Annotated in this window: 14 protein-coding genes; 7 read left to right on the plus strand and 7 right to left on the minus strand. The window is 69.7% G+C overall.

Annotation, left to right across the window (positions count from 1 at the left end):
- From VLK61_RS27315 to VLK61_RS27325, 3 genes are all read right to left on the minus strand, one after another.
- Positions 1 to 2626 (minus strand): ATP-binding protein (locus VLK61_RS27315; protein ID WP_325425987.1); only part of this gene is annotated, 2626 nt, incomplete at its 3' end.
- A 6-nt stretch (positions 2627 to 2632) separates the two neighbouring features.
- Positions 2633 to 4255 carry an ABC transporter substrate-binding protein gene (locus VLK61_RS27320; RefSeq protein WP_325425989.1) on the minus strand — a complete coding sequence of 541 codons (1623 nt, stop codon included), beginning with the start codon at positions 4253 to 4255 and terminating at the stop codon, positions 2633 to 2635.
- Between the two features lie 3 nt (positions 4256 to 4258).
- Positions 4259 to 5842, minus strand: coding sequence for an ABC transporter substrate-binding protein (locus tag VLK61_RS27325; protein WP_325425991.1), 1584 nt, complete (start codon positions 5840 to 5842; stop codon positions 4259 to 4261).
- Between the two features lie 146 nt (positions 5843 to 5988).
- Here VLK61_RS27325 and VLK61_RS27330 point away from each other — a divergent pair, with 146 nt between their 5' ends.
- Positions 5989 to 7140 (plus strand): sensor histidine kinase, encoded by a 1152-nt coding sequence (locus VLK61_RS27330; protein WP_325425993.1) that lies wholly within the window; start codon positions 5989 to 5991, stop codon positions 7138 to 7140.
- Between the two features lie 68 nt (positions 7141 to 7208).
- Positions 7209 to 7901 carry a response regulator transcription factor gene (locus VLK61_RS27335; protein ID WP_325425995.1) on the plus strand — a complete coding sequence of 231 codons (693 nt, stop codon included), beginning with the start codon at positions 7209 to 7211 and terminating at the stop codon, positions 7899 to 7901.
- Between the two features lie 19 nt (positions 7902 to 7920).
- Here the strand turns inward: VLK61_RS27335 and VLK61_RS27340 are convergent, their stop codons facing one another.
- Complete coding sequence (locus tag VLK61_RS27340; RefSeq protein ID WP_325425997.1) at positions 7921 to 8241, minus strand: hypothetical protein; 321 nt, start codon at positions 8239 to 8241, stop codon at positions 7921 to 7923.
- Entirely contained in the window at positions 8241 to 9806 is a 1566-nt protein-coding gene (locus VLK61_RS27345) for a methyl-accepting chemotaxis protein (protein ID WP_325425999.1), read from the minus strand. Before VLK61_RS27345 ends, VLK61_RS27340 begins: the two co-directional genes overlap by 1 nt.
- A 391-nt stretch (positions 9807 to 10197) precedes the next feature.
- Between VLK61_RS27345 and VLK61_RS27350 the strand changes: the two genes are divergently transcribed.
- The 3 genes from VLK61_RS27350 to VLK61_RS27360 are packed head-to-tail and all read left to right on the plus strand — an operon-like array spanning position 10198 to position 14862.
- The gene (locus VLK61_RS27350) at positions 10198 to 10644 is read left to right on the plus strand and encodes a response regulator (RefSeq protein WP_325426001.1); all 447 of its coding nucleotides are present in this window, start codon (positions 10198 to 10200) and stop codon (positions 10642 to 10644) included.
- A gap of 11 nt (positions 10645 to 10655) precedes the next feature.
- Positions 10656 to 11813 carry an ATP-binding response regulator gene (locus VLK61_RS27355; protein WP_325426003.1) on the plus strand — a complete coding sequence of 386 codons (1158 nt, stop codon included), beginning with the start codon at positions 10656 to 10658 and terminating at the stop codon, positions 11811 to 11813.
- 10 nt (positions 11814 to 11823) lie between these two features.
- The gene (locus VLK61_RS27360) at positions 11824 to 14862 is read left to right on the plus strand and encodes an ATP-binding protein (protein ID WP_325426005.1); all 3039 of its coding nucleotides are present in this window, start codon (positions 11824 to 11826) and stop codon (positions 14860 to 14862) included.
- Here VLK61_RS27360 and VLK61_RS27365 read toward each other — a convergent pair.
- Entirely contained in the window at positions 14842 to 15570 is a 729-nt protein-coding gene (locus tag VLK61_RS27365; RefSeq protein ID WP_325426007.1) for an IclR family transcriptional regulator, read from the minus strand. The genes VLK61_RS27360 and VLK61_RS27365 overlap by 21 nt on opposite strands.
- Positions 15571 to 15638: 68 nt before the next feature.
- On the minus strand, positions 15639 to 15965 hold the full coding sequence (locus tag VLK61_RS27370) for a hypothetical protein (protein ID WP_325426009.1): 327 nt from the start codon (positions 15963 to 15965) through the stop codon (positions 15639 to 15641).
- A gap of 182 nt (positions 15966 to 16147) precedes the next feature.
- Here VLK61_RS27370 and VLK61_RS27375 point away from each other — a divergent pair, with 182 nt between their 5' ends.
- Both VLK61_RS27375 and VLK61_RS27380 read left to right on the plus strand, forming a co-directional pair.
- Positions 16148 to 17122, plus strand: a complete 975-nt coding sequence (locus VLK61_RS27375; protein WP_325426011.1) for a hydroxymethylglutaryl-CoA lyase — start codon at positions 16148 to 16150, stop codon at positions 17120 to 17122.
- The gene (locus VLK61_RS27380) at positions 17122 to 18309 is read left to right on the plus strand and encodes a CaiB/BaiF CoA transferase family protein (protein ID WP_325426013.1); all 1188 of its coding nucleotides are present in this window, start codon (positions 17122 to 17124) and stop codon (positions 18307 to 18309) included. Before VLK61_RS27375 ends, VLK61_RS27380 begins: the two co-directional genes overlap by 1 nt.
- The last annotated feature ends 199 nt before the right edge of the window (positions 18310 to 18508 follow it).

Here is an 18508-nt window from a genome sequence, read left to right on the forward strand (position 1 = left end):
ACCCCGGCGGCTCCATGAACTTGCGCGCCAGGTCGAGGATCGCTCGCGACTGGTAGCGGTCCGCCAGTTCGCGCAGGCGCTGCGCGAACGCGGCGTAGCGGGTGCCCAGGCTTTCGATGTGATCGGCATGGGCGCGGATGCTGCTCATGTTGCCGGTCTGGGCCAGGCCATAGAGCAGGTCCATCTCGGCGGTCGGCGGCGGGACCAGCGCCGCCGGGGCCGCGGTATCGGCGGGCTGGGCTGCGGCCTTGTCGACGATCCAGTCCAACTGCAGCAGCCGGCCGATCTGGTGCAGCAGCGCGTCCAGCGCGATCGGCTTGGGCAGGAAGGCGCTGGCGCCGACCTCGCGGCTGGCCTGCTGGTCGGCCGCCGAGGCGCTGGCCGAGACGACGATGATCGGCACCTGGCGCAGGGACGGCTGCTGGCGGATCTGGCGCGTCGCCTCCAGGCCGTCCATGCCCGGCATCACGCTGTCCATCATGATCAGGTCCGGCGCCTGGGCCTGCGCCTGCTGCAGCGCCGCGGCGCCGTTGTCGGCCTGCAGGGTCTTGAAGCCCAGTGGCGACAGCAGGCTCACCAGCAGCGCACGGTTGGCCGCGACATCGTCGACGATCAACAGCTTGCGTGTCTCGCCGCGGTAGCCGACCGGGCGCAGCGGCGCGAGCGATGCCTCGCCGCGCGCCGCCTGCGTGGTGGTCGGCAGCGCCAGGTCGAACCAGAAGCGGCTGCCCTGGCCGACCTGGCTGTCGAGCTGGATGTCGCTGCCCATCAGCCGCACCAGCTGGCGGCTGATCGATAGGCCCAGCCCGGTGCCGCCGAAGTGGCGCTGCACGTCGGCGGCCTGCTCGAAGGGTTCGAAGATGGCCCGGTGTTGCGCGGGCGGAATGCCGATGCCGCTGTCCTCGACCTCGAAGCGCAGGGTCACGCTGTGCTCGCCCGTTGCCAGCGGCCGCAGGCGCAGGCTCACGTTGCCCTGCTCGGTGAATTTCACCGCGTTGCTCAGCAGGTTCAGCAGCACCTGGCGCAGGCGCTGCTCGTCGAACAGCACGGCCGACGTCAGGCCGCTGGCATCGTCGAAGCTGAACTGCAGGCCTTTCTCTTCGGCCTTGATGCAGATGATGTCGGTGATCGCGCGCAGGAACGCCGCCAGCGACACCGGCTCGGGGCGCAGATCGATCTTGCCGGCTTCGATGCGCGACAGGTCCAGGATGTCGTTGATCAGCCGCAGCAGGTGCTCGCCGCTGCGCTGGATGGTGTGCAGGCCGGCGATCTGCTGGTCGTCCAGGGCCTTGTCGTACAGCAGGATCTGGGCGTAGCCCAGGATCGCGTTGAGCGGCGTGCGCAGCTCGTGGCTCATCGTCGCGAGGAAGGTGCTCTTGGCGCGGTTGGCGACGATGGCCGCGTCCTTTGCGCGCTGGGCCTCGGCGAACACCGCCTCCAGGTGCTCGATGCTGTGCGCCAGGCGCTCGGTCATGGTGTTGAAGCTGGTGGCCAGCACGCCGATCTCGTCCTGCGTCTCCACCGTCGCGCGCGCCGACAGGTCGCCGCCGGCCACGCGTTCGGCCACGCCGGTCAGCCGCTGCACCGGCCCGACGATGCGGCGGCGGAAGGCGAAGGCCATCACCACGCCCAGCACCACGGCGGCCAGCCCGCCGGCCATGGTGTAGGTGCTGGCATCGGCCAGGCGGCCGCGGGCACGGGCCAGCTCGCTCTTCAGCTGCGCCTGCTGGCGCGAGGTGACCTGGCCGAGCAGCACGATCATCGCCTCGGCCTGTGGCGCCACCTGGGTGCGGTAGAGGTACAGGTCTTCGCGGGCGTGTTCGCCGTTGAGGATGGCGACGATCTGCAGCGCGTGCTCGGCGATCTCGGCGCGGTGCCGCGCGATCGCATCCAGCCGGGCCCGTTGCGCGGCGGACAGCTGCGGGCGCCGGGCCGACAGCGAGTTCCAGATCGTGGCGTTGGTGGCCAGCTGCGGGCCGTAGGTCAGCTTGAAGTTGAGTTCACCCGAGGCGGCGTAGGCCATCAGGTTGGTCGTCAGCGCGTCGAACGAGGTCTGGAAGGCCAGCAGCTCGCTCATCGGCCCGCCGTTGCGCGGTGTCGGTTCGCGAGCCTTCTGCAGGCCGATCAGGATGTCGATCTCGTCGAGCACGCGCACCCGCAGCGCCTGCAATTCGACCCGGCCGATGCGCAGCGCGGGCCGGTTCTTCAGCGGGTTGTCATGCAGGTCGAACAGCTGCAGCGGCAGATCGGCCCAGCGCTGGTAGATCTGCGTCAGTTCGGCGACCCAGCGGGCCTCGGTGTCGTCCGGCCGGCCGCTGGACATCGCCTGCAGCGCCGCCAGGCTTTTCTCGAAATCCTGGCGCGCGCGCCGGTAGTGATCGATGTCGGCCGGATCGCCGAGCACCAGGTAGCCGCGCACATGCAGCTGCACCTTCAGCAGGCTGGCCTGGGCCTGTTCGGAAGCGACCCAGACGGGGCTCCGCACCTGTTCGGTGAGCTCGATGTCGCGGATGGCATTGCGCCCGGCCACGAAGGCCAGCAGCACCACCAGCAGCGTGACGGCTGCCAGCGCCGCGAAGGCCAGCGTGAGCTTGCTGCCGAGTCCGAGGCGGATCAGTCGGTCCACGGTGCCCTACAGGCCCAGCGAGGCCCGGTAGGCCCGTCGCTGCGCATCGCGCCCGAGGCGCAGCGTGGTTTCCTCGAAGCTCAGCGCCGTGGCCTTCAAGGCTGCCTGCGGGCTGACCCGGCCGGCCGCGGCTTCCGCCAGGTGCTGATTGAAGGCCTGCCAGTAGCTGTAGGTGCCCGGGATGCGCAGGTAGGGCAGTTGCAGCGGGTTGCTGAAGGTGTCGTGGTAGGCGTGCAGGTAGTCGCGCACATCGGCCTCGTCCCAGCCGGCTTGCAGGTAGGCCTTCACCCGCGCGCTGCCGTCGGGCGGCAGGAAGTGGTAGCGGCGTCCGGGGTCGATGCCGTCGGAGCCGCGCGCCGCATAGGCCATGGATTTGTCCTTGGTGGCCAGCAGCGCCAGCAGGAAGTAGGTGGCGGCCGGCGCTTTCGAGTGCTTGGCGATGACGCCGGCCCACGACCCACCGGTGGTGTTGCCAACCCGGTTGGGCAACTCGGTGCGCATCCAGCGGCCTGACGCGATGCTGTAGTACTCGGTGCTGCCGGGCAGTGCTGCGGTGCCGACCTTGCCCTTGACCTGGCTGCCCTGCTGCTGCGCCAGCGCGCCCAGGTCGCCCCAGCTGAAGCTCAGTGCCGCGCGGCCGGCCAGGAAGTGGTCCCAGCTCCTGCCGGGCTCCCAGCCCAGCATCTCGCGCGGTCCGAACTGCACCAGGTCGACCAGCGTCTGCAGCGCCCGCACATGGCCGGGGCTTTCGATCAACGGCTGCATGCTCTGCGGGTCGAACCAGTAGAGCCGGGGGTTGCTCGGCCCGATGACGAAGGAGGCCGACAGCGACATGAAGTGGAACATGCCCTGGTTGCTGGCCTTCAGCGGCAGCGACAGGCCGTGGTCGGGCACGCCGTCGCCGTTGAGATCCTGGCCGTTGAAGTACTCGGCCATGTCGCGGAACTGCTGCCAGGTCCGGGGCACTTGCAAGGGGTAGTGGAATTTCTGCTGGAAGGCCTTCTTGTGCTGCGCATCGGCCAGCAGGTCGCGGCGGTAGTACAGCACCTGGCCATCGTGGTCGTTGGCCACCATGTACTTCCTGTCGCCGTAGCTCAGCAGCGCGCGCGGCGCCGGCAGCACGTCCTCGATGTCCCACTGCGGGAAGCGCGGGTCCTTGTGGTACTTGTCGTAGGGCAGCAGGTGATCGCCGGCCACCAGCTCGCCCAGCCACCAGGCGCTGGCGAGGAAGCTGTCGTAGCGGCCGGTGCGGTGGGTCACGTCGGCATAGAAGTGGTCGAACAGCTCCATTGAGCCGACCTGCACGGTCTTCAGCGTCGCGCCGGTGGCGGCTTCGAACTCCTCCCTGACCTCCAGCACCGGCGTGGCGATCACGCTGCGGGGTAGCAGCATCGTCACCGTCTGGCCGGCAAAGCGGCACTGGCCCGGCGGGCAGGGCGGCAGCAGGCGTGGCGGGACGATGTCGCTCGGCTTGACCACGGTGACCGTGGCGCTGCCGAAGGGCTGGACGTCCGGCGCCGCGGGCGTCGAGGCTGCCGGGCCCCCGGTGGCGGCCGACGTGGCCAGGGCCAGCAGCAGGCCGGCACACCGGTGACGCTGGGCAGGCCGATGATCATGCGCCGGCCGCACGGCTCACAGCCCCAGCGAATCGCGGTACGCGCGCCGCTGCCGCTCGCGGCCGAGACTGATGGTGATCTCCTCGAAGTCGACGGCCGTCGCCTTCAGCGCCGCCTCGGGGCTCAGCTGGCCGGCAGCGGCCTCGGCCAGGTGCACATCCAGCGCCTGCCAGTAGCTGAAGGCGCCGGGAATGCGCAGGTAGGGCAGTTGCAGCGGGTTGTTGAAGTCCTCGAAATAGGCCTTCGTGTAGTCGCGCACATCGGCTTCGTGCCAGCCGGCCTTCAGGTAGGCGTCGAGCTGGCCGCTCCCATCGGGCGGCAGGAAGTGGTAGTGGCGCCCGGCGTCGATGCCGTCCCAGCCGCGTGTCGCATAGACCACGGACTTGGCTTTGTGGGCCATCAGCGCCAGCAGGTAGTAGGTGGCCTGCGGCACCTTGGAGTCCCGCGAGATCACGCCGGCCCAGGAACCGCCGGTGGTATTACCGACGCGGTTCGGCGCTTCGGTCTTGATCCATCGCTGCTGCGCGATGGCGTAGTACTCGTCGCTGCCGGGCAGGTGCGCGGTGCCGACCTTGCCCTTGACCTGGCTGCCCTTGTCCTGCGCCAGTGCGCCCAGGTCGCCCCAGGTGAAGCTGAGCGCCGCGCGGCCCGCCAGGAAGTGATCCCAGCTCTTGCCCAGGTCCCAGCCCAGCATGTCCTTGGGCCCGAAGCGCACCAGCTCGACCAGCGCCTTCAGCGCCCGCACATGGCCCGGGCTTTCGATCAGCGGTTTCATGGTCTGCGGGTCGAACCAGTAATGCCGGGGATTGGCCGGCCCGATGACGAAGGGCGCCGAGAAGGACATGAAGTGGAACATGCCTTGCGCGCCGACCTTCAGGTGCATCGACAGGCCGTGGTCGGGCGCACCATCGCCGTTCAGGTCCTTGCCGTTGAAGTACTCGGCCGCATCGCGGAACCGGGCCCAGGTCGTGGGCACTGCCAGCGCGTAGCCGTACTGCTGCTTGAACGCCGCCTGGTGCTGCGGGTCGTCGAACAGGTCGCGGCGGTAGTACAGGACCTGGCCGTCGTGATCGTTGGCGACCATGTACTTCTTGCCGCCGTAGCGCAGCAGCGCCCGCGGGCCCGGCAGCACGTCATCGATGTCCCAGGCGGGGAAGCGCGGGTCCTGGTGATATTTGTCGTAGGGGATGATGTAGTTGCCGGCCACCAGTTCTCCCAGCCACCAGGCGCCGGCGATGGCCGCATCGTACTTGCCGCTGCGGTGCGTCAGGTCGGAGATGAAGGTGGGGAAAAACTCCTGGTGCGTCAGCTGCACCAAGGTGAGCCGGGCGCCGGTGGCCGCTTCGAACTCCTCCTTCAGCTCGCCGAGCACACCGCCCTTGTCGCTGCGCACCTGCAGCACGGTGACCTGCTGGCCGGCGAAGGGGCAGCGGCCGGGGCGGCACGGCGGCACCACGCGCGGCGGCACGATATCGCCGGCATTGACCACCGAGGCCTGGTAGGCCTCGCGTTTCGGTTTCGCCGGCTGCGCCCCGGCGCCGCAGGCGACGGCGGCCAGCATCACCAGCATCAGGCCCCGGATCCCGATCTTCGTGGTCATGGCGCTGCCTCTGTCCCAAAGCCTTGTGCGGACTATCTTGAACTCGAATGCAGGGTGTGTCGAGCGCGCGCCACAGGCCTGTGCTGCGCTGTGCGCCCGGCGGTCGGGGGGCTAGACTGAGCACTTCCGCCACGCCAGCGCAGGCCGTGCCAGCCGAGACCTCCCCCGCCCACGACGCGACGATCCTGGTGGTCGACGACCTGCCGGCCAACCTGGAGTTGGTGGCGCGGCACCTCGAGCACCAGGGCTACCGCGTGACGGTGGCGCAGGCCGGCGACGAAGCCATCGAGCGCGCGGTGCTGGTGCGGCCGGCGCTGATCCTGCTGGACGTGATGATGCCCGGCATCGACGGCTTCGAAACCTGCCGCCGGCTGAAGGCCCATGAAGACTTGCGCGAGATTCCGGTGATCTTCATGAGCGCGCGGGTCGAGACCGGCGACAAGCTGATCGGTTTTTCCAGCGGTGCGGTGGACTATGTGGCCAAGCCGGTGGACAGCGCCGAGCTGCTGGCCCGTGTCGAAACCCACCTGGCGCTGGCCGCGCTGCGGCGCCAGCTGTCGGCGCAGAACCTGCAGCTGCGCCGCGAGATCGCCGCGCGTGAAGAGGTGCAGGAGGCGCTGAAGCGGTCCAATGCCGAGCTGGAACAGCTGGCCTATGTCGCATCGCACGACATGCAGGAGCCATTGCGCATGATCGCCAGCTACCTGCAGCTGGTGGCCAAGCGCTACCACGACCAGCTCGACGCGAACGGCCAGGAATTCATCGGCTTCGCGGTGGATGGCGCCAAGCGCATGCAGGCCTTGATCAATGACATGCTGGCCTATTCGCGGCTGGGCACCAAGGCCCGTCCGCTGGCCCCGGTCGACGCGGCGGACGCGGTGCAGCTGGCGCTGCAGCACCTGCGCGTAGCGATGGAGGAAAGCGGCGCTCAGGTCGCGTGCGGCGTCTTGCCGACGGTGCTGGGCGATGCGCCTCAGCTGGTGCAGCTGCTGCAGAACCTGGTAGGCAACGCGATCAAGTTCCGCGGCGGCACGGCGCCGCAGATCCGCATCGACTGCGTGCCCGACGACGCCGGCTGGTGCTTTTCAGTGCGCGACAACGGCATCGGCATCGCGCCGGAGTTCGGCGAGCGCATCTTCGTGATGTTCCAGCGCCTGCACGGCCGCGACGCCTATCCCGGCACCGGCATCGGGCTGGCGCTGTGCAAGCGCATCGTCGAACGCCATGGCGGGCGCATCTGGGTCGAACCCGCCGAGGGCGGCGGCTCGGTGTTCCGCTTCACCTTGCCGCGGGCCTGAATCCCCGGGCCGCGCGGTAGGATCATGCGCATGATCATCTTGCAGGCTGCCGACGCGTGAACACACCGATGAACGCACTGCCGGCCCGGCTGGCCATCGTCGACGACGATCAGGACCACGCGGCCTACCTCGCGCAGTACCTGCAGCCGCGTGGCGTGGCCGTCACCGCCTACCACGACAGCGACGAGTTCCTGACCTCGCCGCAGGCCTTCGAGTTCGATTTCTACGTCATCGACCTGATGCTGCCGGGCGTCGACGGCGTCGACCTGATCCGGCTGGTGCGGCGGCGCGGCCCAGCCGGCATCGTCGTCGTCTCCGGCCGCATGGACACCGATGTCTTCGAATCGGTGATGCGCGCCGGCGCCGACATGCACCTGATGAAGCCGGTGCGCATGGAACAGGTGGCGCTGGCGATCGAGGCGGTGCACCGCCGCATCGAAGCCGGCCGCACGCAGGCCGGGGCCTGGCGGCTGGACCGCAAGGCGCGGCAGCTGATCGCCCCCGAGGGCACGCGCATCGACCTGAGCGAGAACGACCAGGCGGTGGTCGAGTGCTTCGTCGCCGCGCAGGGCGCCACGGTGACGCATGCCACCTTGTGCGAACGGCTGGGGCGCGACCCGGCCGCCGAGGCCGACAACCTGCTGCACGCGGCGATCTACCGGCTGCGCCGCCGCATCGAGCGCGCCACGCCGGCCGGCGTGCCGCTGCATGCCGAGCCGCGTGTGGGTTATTCGTTCCGCGGCAGCCTGACGGCGACCTGAGCGCCCGCGCCGCTGGGCATCACGCCTCCGGGATGGAGGGTGGGGCCGCGGGCAGGCGACTGTCCAGCCCGGGCGGTTGCAGGCCGTCACGCAGCACGTCGGCCATCACTGCAATGTCGCGTGCCACCCCCGAGGCCGCCAGCACGGCCGAGGCCAGCAGCCCGGCGGTTTCCGCCAGCTGCGGGTCGCGCCGGATGGCGCGGATCACCGGCGCCAGGTCGTCGCACAGGCTCTGCAACTGCTCGCCCTGCACCGAGACCAGCGCCAGGCGCGACAGCAAGTTCCGCAGCGCATCCCTGGCCTGCTTCTGCGGGTCGAGTGGCGGGTTCAGCGCTGGCATCATGCGCCTGCTGCCTGCAGCCGGAAGGCGCCGACCACGTCCGTCAGGCCCTTGGCCTGCTGCTTCAGGCTCTCGGCGGCCGCCGCACTTTCTTCCACCAGTGCGGCGTTCTGCTGCGTGCCGTGTTCCAGCGAGCCCACCGCCTGGTTGACCTGGATGATGCCGCTGCTCTGTTCGGTGGTGGCGGCATCGATCTCGGCGATCAGGTCCGTCACGCGGCCGACCTGCTGCACGATCTCGGCCATCGTCGCGCCGGCCTGGTCCACCAGCAGCGTGCCGCCGTGCACCCGTTCGACCGAGTCGTTGATCAGCGTCTTGATCTCGCGCGCAGCCTGGGCGCTGCGCTGGGCCAGCGAGCGCACCTCGCCGGCCACCACCGCGAAGCCGCGGCCCTGCTCGCCGGCCCGCGCGGCTTCCACCGCGGCGTTCAGCGCCAGGATGTTGGTCTGGAAGGCAATGCCGTCGATGACGCCGATGATGTCGGCGATCTGCGTGCTGGCCTCGCTGATCTGCTTCATCGTCGCCACCACCTCGTGCACCACGTTGCCGCCCTTGCCGGCCACCGCCGCGGCGGCATTGGCCAACTGGTTGGCCTGGCGCGCGCTGTCGGCATTGGCGCGCACGGTGTCGGTCATCTGCTGCATCGACGCGGCGGTCTGCTGCAGCGCGCTGGCCTGCTGCTCGGTGCGGCTGGACAGGTCGGCGTTGCCGGTGGCGATCTGCGACGAAGCCGTGGCGATGCAGTCGGCGCTCTGGCGCACCTGGCCGATCAGGGTCAGCAGGTTGCGCTGCATCTGGCCCATCGAGGCCAGCACGCAGCCGGCGCGGGCCTGCTCGGCGCCGGGCACCGGGCTCAGGTCGCCGGAGGCCACGCGCTGCGCCGCGTCGCTCAGCTCGGCCGGTTCGGCGCCGAGCGCGCCCGCCAGGCGCCGGGTGATGAAGACGCCCAGCAGCAGCGAGGCCAGCCCGGCCACGGTGCAGCTGGCGATCAGGATCCAGCGGTTCGTGGCGTAGTGCGATTCGGCATCCACGACGTCTTGATGCGCGTGCTTCTTGCTGGCATCGGTGAACTCGCCGGTGGCCTTGCGCAGGGCCTCCAGCAGCGGCTTGCCGCGCTGGTTCATCTGCTCCATGGCCTTGTCGCGGGCGCCGCTGTGGATCAGGTCCACGATGGCCTTGGCCACCGGTGCGTAGGCCGCTTCCACCCGTTCGATCTCCGCCACCAGGTCGCGCTCCTGCGGATCGCTGTCCTTGGCTTGCCGCACTTTCTGGCCCAGGCTGGTCAGGGCCTTGACCAACTCCTCCTGCGTGCTGGCGAGGATCTGGGTCTCGGCCTGGCGCTCGGCGGGCTCATCCTGCAGCAGCAGGTTGCGAATCGAGATGGCGCGCCGGTTCGCCGCCAGGCGCACGGTCATGGCCAACTCGTCCTGGGCCAGCGACTCGTGCACGAAGGTCGCGAAGTCGTCATGCGATTCGCGCAGCGCGTGCAGGCACAGGACGGACACCAGCACCATCAGCGCGGTCAGCGCGCCGAAGGCCAGGCCCAACTGCAGGCGCACCGTCATCGGCCTGCCGGAAGGGGCGTTGGCAGGCGCTCTGGTGCCCGCATCGACTCGCATATTCATCATGTGTCTCCGACCGCTACGCGCGGCATGACGCGACCTCAAACTGCAGGCTCCGATGCGGCGGGGTCGCCTCACTGCTCCGGGACTCCCGCGCCGCGAATCATGGGAGGCGGCTCGGTCTGTAAATGATCGCTTGAATCAGAACTGATTGCAAACTAGAATAGAGCGAGATTTATGGTTCACATCGCTCATGCCATTACGACAACGTCCCAGCCGGCCTGCCAACGCGTCGAAGCGTCATCACCCTGTGTCGGGGGTTGTTGGCTTGAGCACAGCCACGGGCTCGCCCTATAGTGGTTCAGGCGCACAAGCCGCGCCGGGGAGCTTGGCGATGAGCATGTTCGAGCAGATGCGGGCCATCGAGATCCTGATGGTCGAAGACAACCCCGGCGATGTGCGCCTGACGCGTGAAGCATTCAAGGACGGCCGGATCTGGAACCGGCTGCATGTGGTCGAAGACGGCCTGGCCGCGCTGGACTTCCTGTACCGACGCGGTACCCATGCCGATGCGCCGCGCCCTGACCTGATCCTGCTGGACCTGAACCTGCCGCGCATGGACGGGCGCGAGGTGCTGTCGGTGATCAAGGCCGACCCGTTGCTGCGCATCATTCCCGTGGTGGTGCTGACCACCTCGCAGGCCGAAGAAGACGTGCTGCGGGCCTACCACCTGAGCGCCAACTGCTATGTCACCAAGCCGGTGGACTTCGAGCAGTTCATCCGCGTGGTGCAGGCCATCGAGAATTTCTGGCTGACGGTGGTGCGATTGCCGTCACCGTGAAGGAGCCCATCATGTCCCCTCCGATCCGGCTGTTATTGATCGAGGACGATCCCGCCGACGCACGCCTGATGACCGAGATGCTGGCCGATCTGCGGGCCGAAGGCCTGGACGTCGACCTGGCCTGGACCGATACGCTGGAGTCCGGTCAGAAGCTGCTGGGTCAGGGGCGCGTGGATGTCGTGCTGCTGGACCTGGGCCTGCCCGGCAGCACGGGCCTGCCGACCTTGCTGCGGCTGCTGGCCGGCAGCCCCTGCCGGCCGGCGCTGCTGGTCTTCAGCGGCCTGGGCGACGAGGAGACCGCGGTACAGGCCATGCGCGCCGGCGCGCAGGACTACCTGGTGAAGGGCCAGGTCGACGCGCCGCATCTGGCGCGGGCCATCCGCCATGCCATCGGCCGCGCGCAGGCCGGCCAGTCGGCGCGCGAGCGCAGCGCCGAAATGCTGGAGGCCAAGGATCGTGCCGAAGCGTCCAACCAGGCCAAGAGCCACTTCCTGGCCAGCATCAGCCATGAACTGCGCACGCCGCTGAGTGGCATCCTGGGTTTTGCGCAACTGATGCAGGTCGACGACAGCCTGAGCGAGCGGCACCGCCACTCGGCCGAGATGATCCAGCGCAGCGGTGAACACCTGCTGGCGCTGATCAACGACATCCTCGACCTGGCCAAGGCCGAAGCCGGCCGACTGGAGCTCAACCCGCGGCCGTTCGAACTGGCGTCGCTGATACGCGTCGTCGACGGCATCATCCGCGTCAAGGCCGCGCAGAAGCCCGCGCTGGCGCTGAGCTTCGAGTTGAGCCCCGAACTGCCGACGCATGTGCTGGGCGACGAACAGCGGCTGTGCCAGGTGCTGCTGAACCTGCTGGACAACGCGGTGAAGTTCACCGACGCCGGCGCGGTGACGCTGCGCCTGCTCCGCAATGGGCCGGCGCGGGTGCACTGTGAGGTGGACGATACCGGCACCGGCCTCACCGAAGCCCAGCGTGTGCGGCTGTTCCGCCCGTTCGAACAAGTGGGCGAGCGCACGCAGCGCTGCCAGGGCACCGGGCTGGGCCTGGTGATTTCGCGCCAGCTCGTGCGGCTGATGGGCGGCGAGTTGCGCGCCGAGCCGCGGCCGGGTGGCGGCAACCGCTTCGGCTTCGACATCGATCTCGCCCCCGCCGCGGCGGCATGACGGAGCTGTTGTGAACTGCGCCGCGCGTGTGCAGCGGCCGGGTAGCTCTGCCTGGCTGCTGGCTTTCCTGCTGAGCTGCGGGGTGGCGTGCCTGCTGTCGTTCGCCGCGCCCGGCACGGCGCGGGCCGCCGATGCGCTCGGCGACTGGCGGGCCGAGATCGAGCGCGTGCGCCTGCTGGCCGAGAACGACGCGCCGCGCGCGATGGAAGCCACGCTGCAGCTGCAGGCCACGATGCCGGCCGGCGCGACGCCCGCCGACCAGGTGCGCGCCTGGAACCTGCGCACACGCATTGAAATCTACCTCGCGCAGACCGACGTGGCCGGAGAACATGCCGAGATGGCGCTGGCGCTGGCCGGCCGGCACGGCGACCGCATCGGCCAGGCCGAGGCCGACCTCAACATCGCGCTGAACGCCGTCAACCAGGGCCGGCTGGATGCGGTGGCGGCGGCCACCGTGCACAGCATGGCCATGCTCGAAGGCGCCGACCGGCCCGAGCTGCTGGGCGAATCGCTGCTGCGCACGGCGATGATGTACCGCCGGCGCGGCCAGATCGAAGAGTCGGTGACGCTGACGATGCAGGCCATGGAAATCGCCAAGCGCAGCGGCGTGCCGATGGCGCTGGCCTTTGCCCACCAGGGGCTGGCGATCTCCTTCGAGCAAAGCGACCGGCTGGTCGAGGCGCGGCAGCACTACCAGCAGATGCTGGAGCAGGCGCGTGCCGCGCAATCCGGGCTGGTGGAAGGTTATGCGCTGGCCGGCCTGGGCGCGGTGGCCGTCCGGCGCGGCGACTTTGCCGAGGCCGAGCGCCACGTCCAGGCCTCGATGCAGATGTTCGAGACCACGGGCACGCCCTACAACCTGGCTTTTGCGCGCTATGCCCTGGCCAACATGCGGCACCTGCAAGGCCGGCCCGATCAGGCCCTGGCGCAGCTGGACCACGCGCTCGAGATCTACAGCCGCTACCCGAACCGCATCGGCCTGTGGTTCGTGCTGAACAAGCGCAGCAGCTGCCTGCAGGACATGGGTCAGCTGGGTGCTGCGCGCACCGACGCCGAACGCGCGATGGCCATCGCCAACGAACTGGGCTTCACGCCGTACAAGGCCGACAGCGCGTCGCGCGTGGCGGCCATCGCCGCCGCGTCCGGCGACCACCGCCGGGCCTACGCGTTGACGCAGGAAGCGGCCGATCTGTCGGCCAAGGCGGCGCGCGAGCGTGCCAACACCCGCCTGGTCGAGTTGGCGCAGCGCTACGAGACCGAAAGCAAGCAGCGCGAGATCGCCGAGCTGACGCGGCGCAACGAGCGCCAGCGCCACGAGCTCGAGCAGCGCGAACTGCAGCAGCGCTGGCTGGCCTCGGTGCTGGTCGGCAGCCTGCTGGCGCTGGCCGCGATGGTCTACCTGCTGCGGCGCCTGAAGCGCTCGCAACAGGTCCTGGTGTCGACCAACCGCACCTTGCGCCAGACGCAGGACGACCTGCAGGCGCTCAACACCGGCCTGGAACAGCGCATCAACGACCGCACGGCCGCGCTGCGGCAGCAGGCCCGCTACCTGCGCACGCTGATCGACATGCTGCCGATGTGGGCCTGGTTCAAGGACACGCAGAGCCGCTACCTGGTGACCAACCGCGCGCATGCGCAGGCCAGCGGCCACGAGGTGGAGCAGATGATCGGCCGCAGCGACAGTGAACTGCGCCCGCCCGCGCTGGCCCATGCCTCGTTGGTCGACGACGCCGAGGTGATGGCCTCGGGCGAGCGCAAGACCGTCGAGCATGCCAGCGAGGACGAGACCGGCACGCAGTGGATGGAGGTCTACAAGGCGGCGGTGCGCGACGAGGACGGCACCTTGCTCGGCACCGTGGGCGTGGCGCGCAACATCAGCGAGCGCAAGGCCGCCGAATCCGCCCGCGAGGCGGCGCTGGCCGAGGCCGAGCGCCTGGCCCGGCTGCGCAGCGACTTCCTGGCGCAGATGAGCCACGAGCTGCGCACGCCGCTCAACGGCATCCTGGGATTCGCCGAACTGCTGCAGACGGAAGCCAACCTGAATGACCGCCAGCAGCGCTCGCTCGGCATCATCCGGCAGAGCGGCCAGCACCTGCTGAACCTGATCAACGACCTGCTGGACATGTCGCGCATCGACGCCGGTCGGCTGGACCTCTATCCCAGCCCGGTGAGCCTGGCGGCTTATGCCCAGGCGGTGGGCGACATGGTGCACGGCCGGGCCGAGGACAAGGGCCTGCAGCTGAGCATTGAACTGGGCCCCGACCTGCCGGCCGCTGTGCGGGTGGACGAGTTGCGCCTGCGCCAGGTGCTGCTGAACCTGCTGGCCAATGCCGTGAAGTTCACCGACGCCGGCCAGGTGACGCTGCGCGTGGCGCGGGCCGAGACCGGCCCGGTGTCACGCACGCGGCCCACGGTCCGGCTGCGCTTCGAGGTGCAGGACAGCGGCATCGGCATGTCCTTGCCGCAGCTGGCCAAGCTGTTCCAGCCTTTCGAACAGGTGTCCGAGGAACGCCGGCGCCGCGGCGGCGCCGGCCTGGGCCTGGCCATCAGCCGGCAGTTGGTGCGGCTGATGGGCGGCGACATCCAGGTCGACAGCCAGCCCGGGCTGGGCAGCCTGTTCGCGTTCGAGATCGAGGTGCCGCCTTGCGCGCCGCCCACCGTCGCGGCCGAGGAGCGGCAGCTGGTCCGCCGGCCCGAAACGGACGTCGAGCTGCGCCGCCGCCTGGGGACGGCGCTGCCGATGGCCAAGGTGGCGGACGAGCGGCTCGACGCCCTGAATGAGGCCTGGGCCGTTCCGCCGCTCGACGAACTGCGCGAACTGCAGCGCCTGGCGCGCGTCGGCGACATGCGCGAGATGATGGCGCGCACCGGCCGCCTGCAGCGGCAGCAGCCGCAGTACAGCGCCTTCGCCCAGCACCTGCATGACCTGGCGCGGGACTGCCGATCCCAGGCGGTGGCCGCGTTCGTGGACCACTACGCGATGCAGCGCGTGGCCTCGCTGGCACAGGGCGGCGCTCAGGCCACCGGGCTACCGCGCGACGGCGCGTGAGCCGCCGAGGCAGCGCGTGGCGGCTCGTGCCGCATCGTGCACTGCCGCGATGAAGGCGGTCTGCGCGCGCTGCGTCGGCAGCGTCAGCGTCAGCGCGCCGACCAGCTCGCCGGCAGGCCCCCACACCGGCGCCGAGACGCCGGTGACGCCCGGCACGCGGTCGTCGCTGAGCATCACCACGCCGTCGCGGCGGATCTGCGCGTAGAGCCGGCCGCGGGCGCCGGTGAAGGCCAGCAGCACACGGCCGCCCGCGCCGCGGTCCAGCGGCAGAATGTCGCCGGCGCGCACATGGTCGCGCAGCACCTGCGGTGAATCCACCCGCAGCAGGCACAGCCGGTGCTCGCCCTGGCGCACATGCAGCGACACGCTTTCCTGCGTGGTGGCCACCAGCTCGCGCATCACCGGCATCAGCTGGGCTTCGAGCGAGAACGACGCGGTGTAGATCGCGCTGAGCCGGGCCAGCTCGGGGCCCAGGCCGTAGAGCCCGTCCGCCGTGCGCTGCAGCAGCCGCGCATGCACCAGCGAGGCCAGCAGGCGCAGCACCGTGCTCTTGTACAGCTGCGTGCGTTCGGCCAGTTCGGCGAGCGACAGGGCCGCGTCGCCTGCGCGGTAGCAGGCCAGCAGGCTCAAGGCCCGGTCGACCGCGGCCGCGCCGCCCGGCGCGGCGTCCTGATCGGCCACGGAGGCCTGCGCGGCTTTTTTCGGCATGGTGGGAACCCCCCTTGCGGCAGAGTCTGACATGCCGGCCCCGGTCCGGGCGCGACGACGCGCGGGGGTCAGACGACCGACTCCGCCACCCGGGCCTGCTGCCGGCTGCGCCACACGAGGTCGAGGCCATCGCACACGGCCGGCAGGCCGCAGCGGCGCGACTGCTCGATCAGCGCCGCCAGGCGTGTTGGTGCGTCGGCGTGCGGCAGCAGGCCGTTCACCACTGCACTGAGCGTGCGCACGCCGGCACTTGTCTGCACCAGCGTGAGGCAAGCCAGTTCGTCCAGCTGCGGCGAACGCAGCGTCAGCGCCCGGTGCAGGTCGCCCTGCGTCTGCAGGATCGCCGCGGCGCGCAGCGTTCCGTCGTCGACAGTCCTGTTGATGATCATGTTCATGAGGTGCTCCATAGCAAGCTGCGGACCCGCTGCGCCACGGTGGCCGACGGCGGCGCCCGTTCCGGCAAATCCTTCACGGATGCCTGGCCCGGGCCGCACGCTGTTTGACAGCCGGGCGGGCCGGATCTATGATTCATCTAACAGAATTCGATTCTATCTTACAGAATTTTCGGAGACCATCGATGACGTCCTGCGGGGTCCTGATCAGCGAGGTTGGTCCGCGCGACGGCTTGCAGAGCGTGGCGCGCACCATGCCCACGGCCGCCAAGCGGGCCTGGATCAGCGCGCTGCACGCAGCCGGCCTGCGCGAGATCGAGGTCGGCTCGTTCGTGCCGGCCCGGCTGCTGCCGCAGATGGCCGATGGGGCCGAGGTGGTGCGGCACGCGCTGGGCCTGCCCGGGCTGACGGTGATGGCGCTGGTGCCCAACCAGCGCGGCGCCGAAGCGGCGCTGGCCGCCGGCGTGCACAAGCTCACCATCCCGGTCTCGGCCAGCGCGGCGCATTCACTGGCCAATGTGCGCAAGACGCGCGAGCAGATGGTCGACGAGCTGCGCGGCATCGTCGCGCTGCGCAACGAACGGGCGCCGCAGGTCCGCATCGAGGCCGGCCTGTCCACCGCCTTCGGCTGCACGATCCAGGGTGCGGTGGCCGAAGACGAGGTGGTCTGGCTGGCCGAGCAGGTGGTGGCTGCCGGCGTCGACGAAGCCGGCCTGTCCGACACCACCGGCATGGCCAACCCGGCCCAGGTGCGGCGCCTGTTCCAGCGGGTGCGCGCGGCGATCGGCGACAAGACCGGCGCCGCCCACTTGCACAACACCCGCGGCCTGGGCCTGGCCAACTGCCTGGCGGCCTACGACGTGGGCGTGCGCACCTTCGATGCATCGCAGGGCGGCCTGGGTGGCTGCCCCTACGCGCCCGGCGCATCGGGCAACGTGGTCACCGAAGACCTGGTGTTCATGTTCGAGGCCATGGGCATCGCCACCGGCGTCGACCTGCACAAGATGATGTTGGCGCGGCAGGCGCTGCAAGCCGGGCTGCCGGGCGAGCCGGTGTACGGCATGACGCCGCAGGCCGGCCTGACCCGGGGCTTCGCCTATGCCGACGGCCGCCGGCCGGCCACAGAAGCGCTGCTGGACGCCGGCGCGGGAGCCGCGTGATGAACAAGCCCCAAGCCTTGCCGCTGCAAGGCATCCGCGTCATCGAATTCACCCACATGGTGATGGGCCCGAGCTGCGGCATGATCCTGGCCGACCTGGGTGCTGAAGTCATCAAGGTCGAGCCGCTGGCCGGCGACAACACGCGCAAGCTGCTGGGTTCGGGCGCGGGTTTCTTCTCGATGTTCAACCGCAACAAGCAGAGCCTGGCGGTGGACGTGAAAGACCCGCGCGGCCGCGAGATCGTGCTCAAGCTGGTGGCCGGCGCCGATGTGTTCAGCGAGAACTTCAAGCCCGGCACGATGGACAGGCTGGGCTTCGGCCCGGCGGCGCTGGCCACGCTGAACCCGCGCCTGATCCATGTCTCGCACAAAGGCTTCCTGCCCGGTCCTTACGAGCAGCGCACCGCGCTGGACGAGGTGGTGCAGATGATGGGCGGCCTGGCCTACATGACCGGGCCCGAGGGCCGGCCGCTGCGCGCCGGCACCAGCGTCAACGACATCATGGGCGGCATGTTCGGCGCCATCGGGGCAATGGCGGCGCTGGCGCAACGCGAGAAGAGCGGCCGCGGCCAGGAAGTGCAGAGCGCGCTGTTCGAAAACAACGTGTTCCTGGTCGCGCAGCACATGATGCAGTTCGCTGTCACCGGCAAGCCCGCCGCGCCGATGCCGGGACGCATTTCCGCCTGGGCCGTGTACGACGTGTTCACGGTGAAGGACGGCGAGCAGATTTTTCTCGCGGCGGTGAGCGACACGCAGTGGGCGCTGTTCTGCGACGCGTTCGGCTTCGGCGATCTCAAGGCCGATCCGCGTTTGAAAACCAACAATGATCGAGTCAACTCGCGCGATTGGATGATGCCGATCCTGCGCTCGCGCCTCGCCGATCACACAGCCGCTGAACTCAGCGCGGTCTTCGAGAAGAACGGCTTGCCGTTCGCACCCATCACGCAGCCGGAAGACCTGTTCGACGATCCTCACCTCAACGCGACCGGCGGCCTGGCGCCGCTCACGCTGCCCGATGGCCGCGAAACCCGCGTGCCGCTGTTGCCGCTCACGTTGGATGGCGAGCGTCCCGGCGTCCGTTCGCAACCGCCGCGCCTGGGCGAGCACACGCGCGAACTGCTGGCGCAGGCGGGTTACAGCGCGCAGGACATCGACGCATTGCTGTCTGCGGACATCATCCGCTGTTAACTGCAACGCAATCGGCCCAATAGACTGGTCGATTCGACACTTCCATGCGCATAATCAGCCCCTATGTGTGCCCCCACGCTTCTCACTTCGTGTAGTGCGCTGCCCCCCGAGGGGGCGTCAGCCTCCTTGAGGCGGCTCGGCGGAGTCTGATGGACAAACTCAAGCAGCTGGAGTCCTTTGTTTCGGTCGCCACCCGGGG

Source organism: Aquabacterium sp. (assembly GCF_035476535.1).
Classification (GTDB): Bacteria; Pseudomonadota; Gammaproteobacteria; order Burkholderiales; family Burkholderiaceae_C; genus Pseudaquabacterium.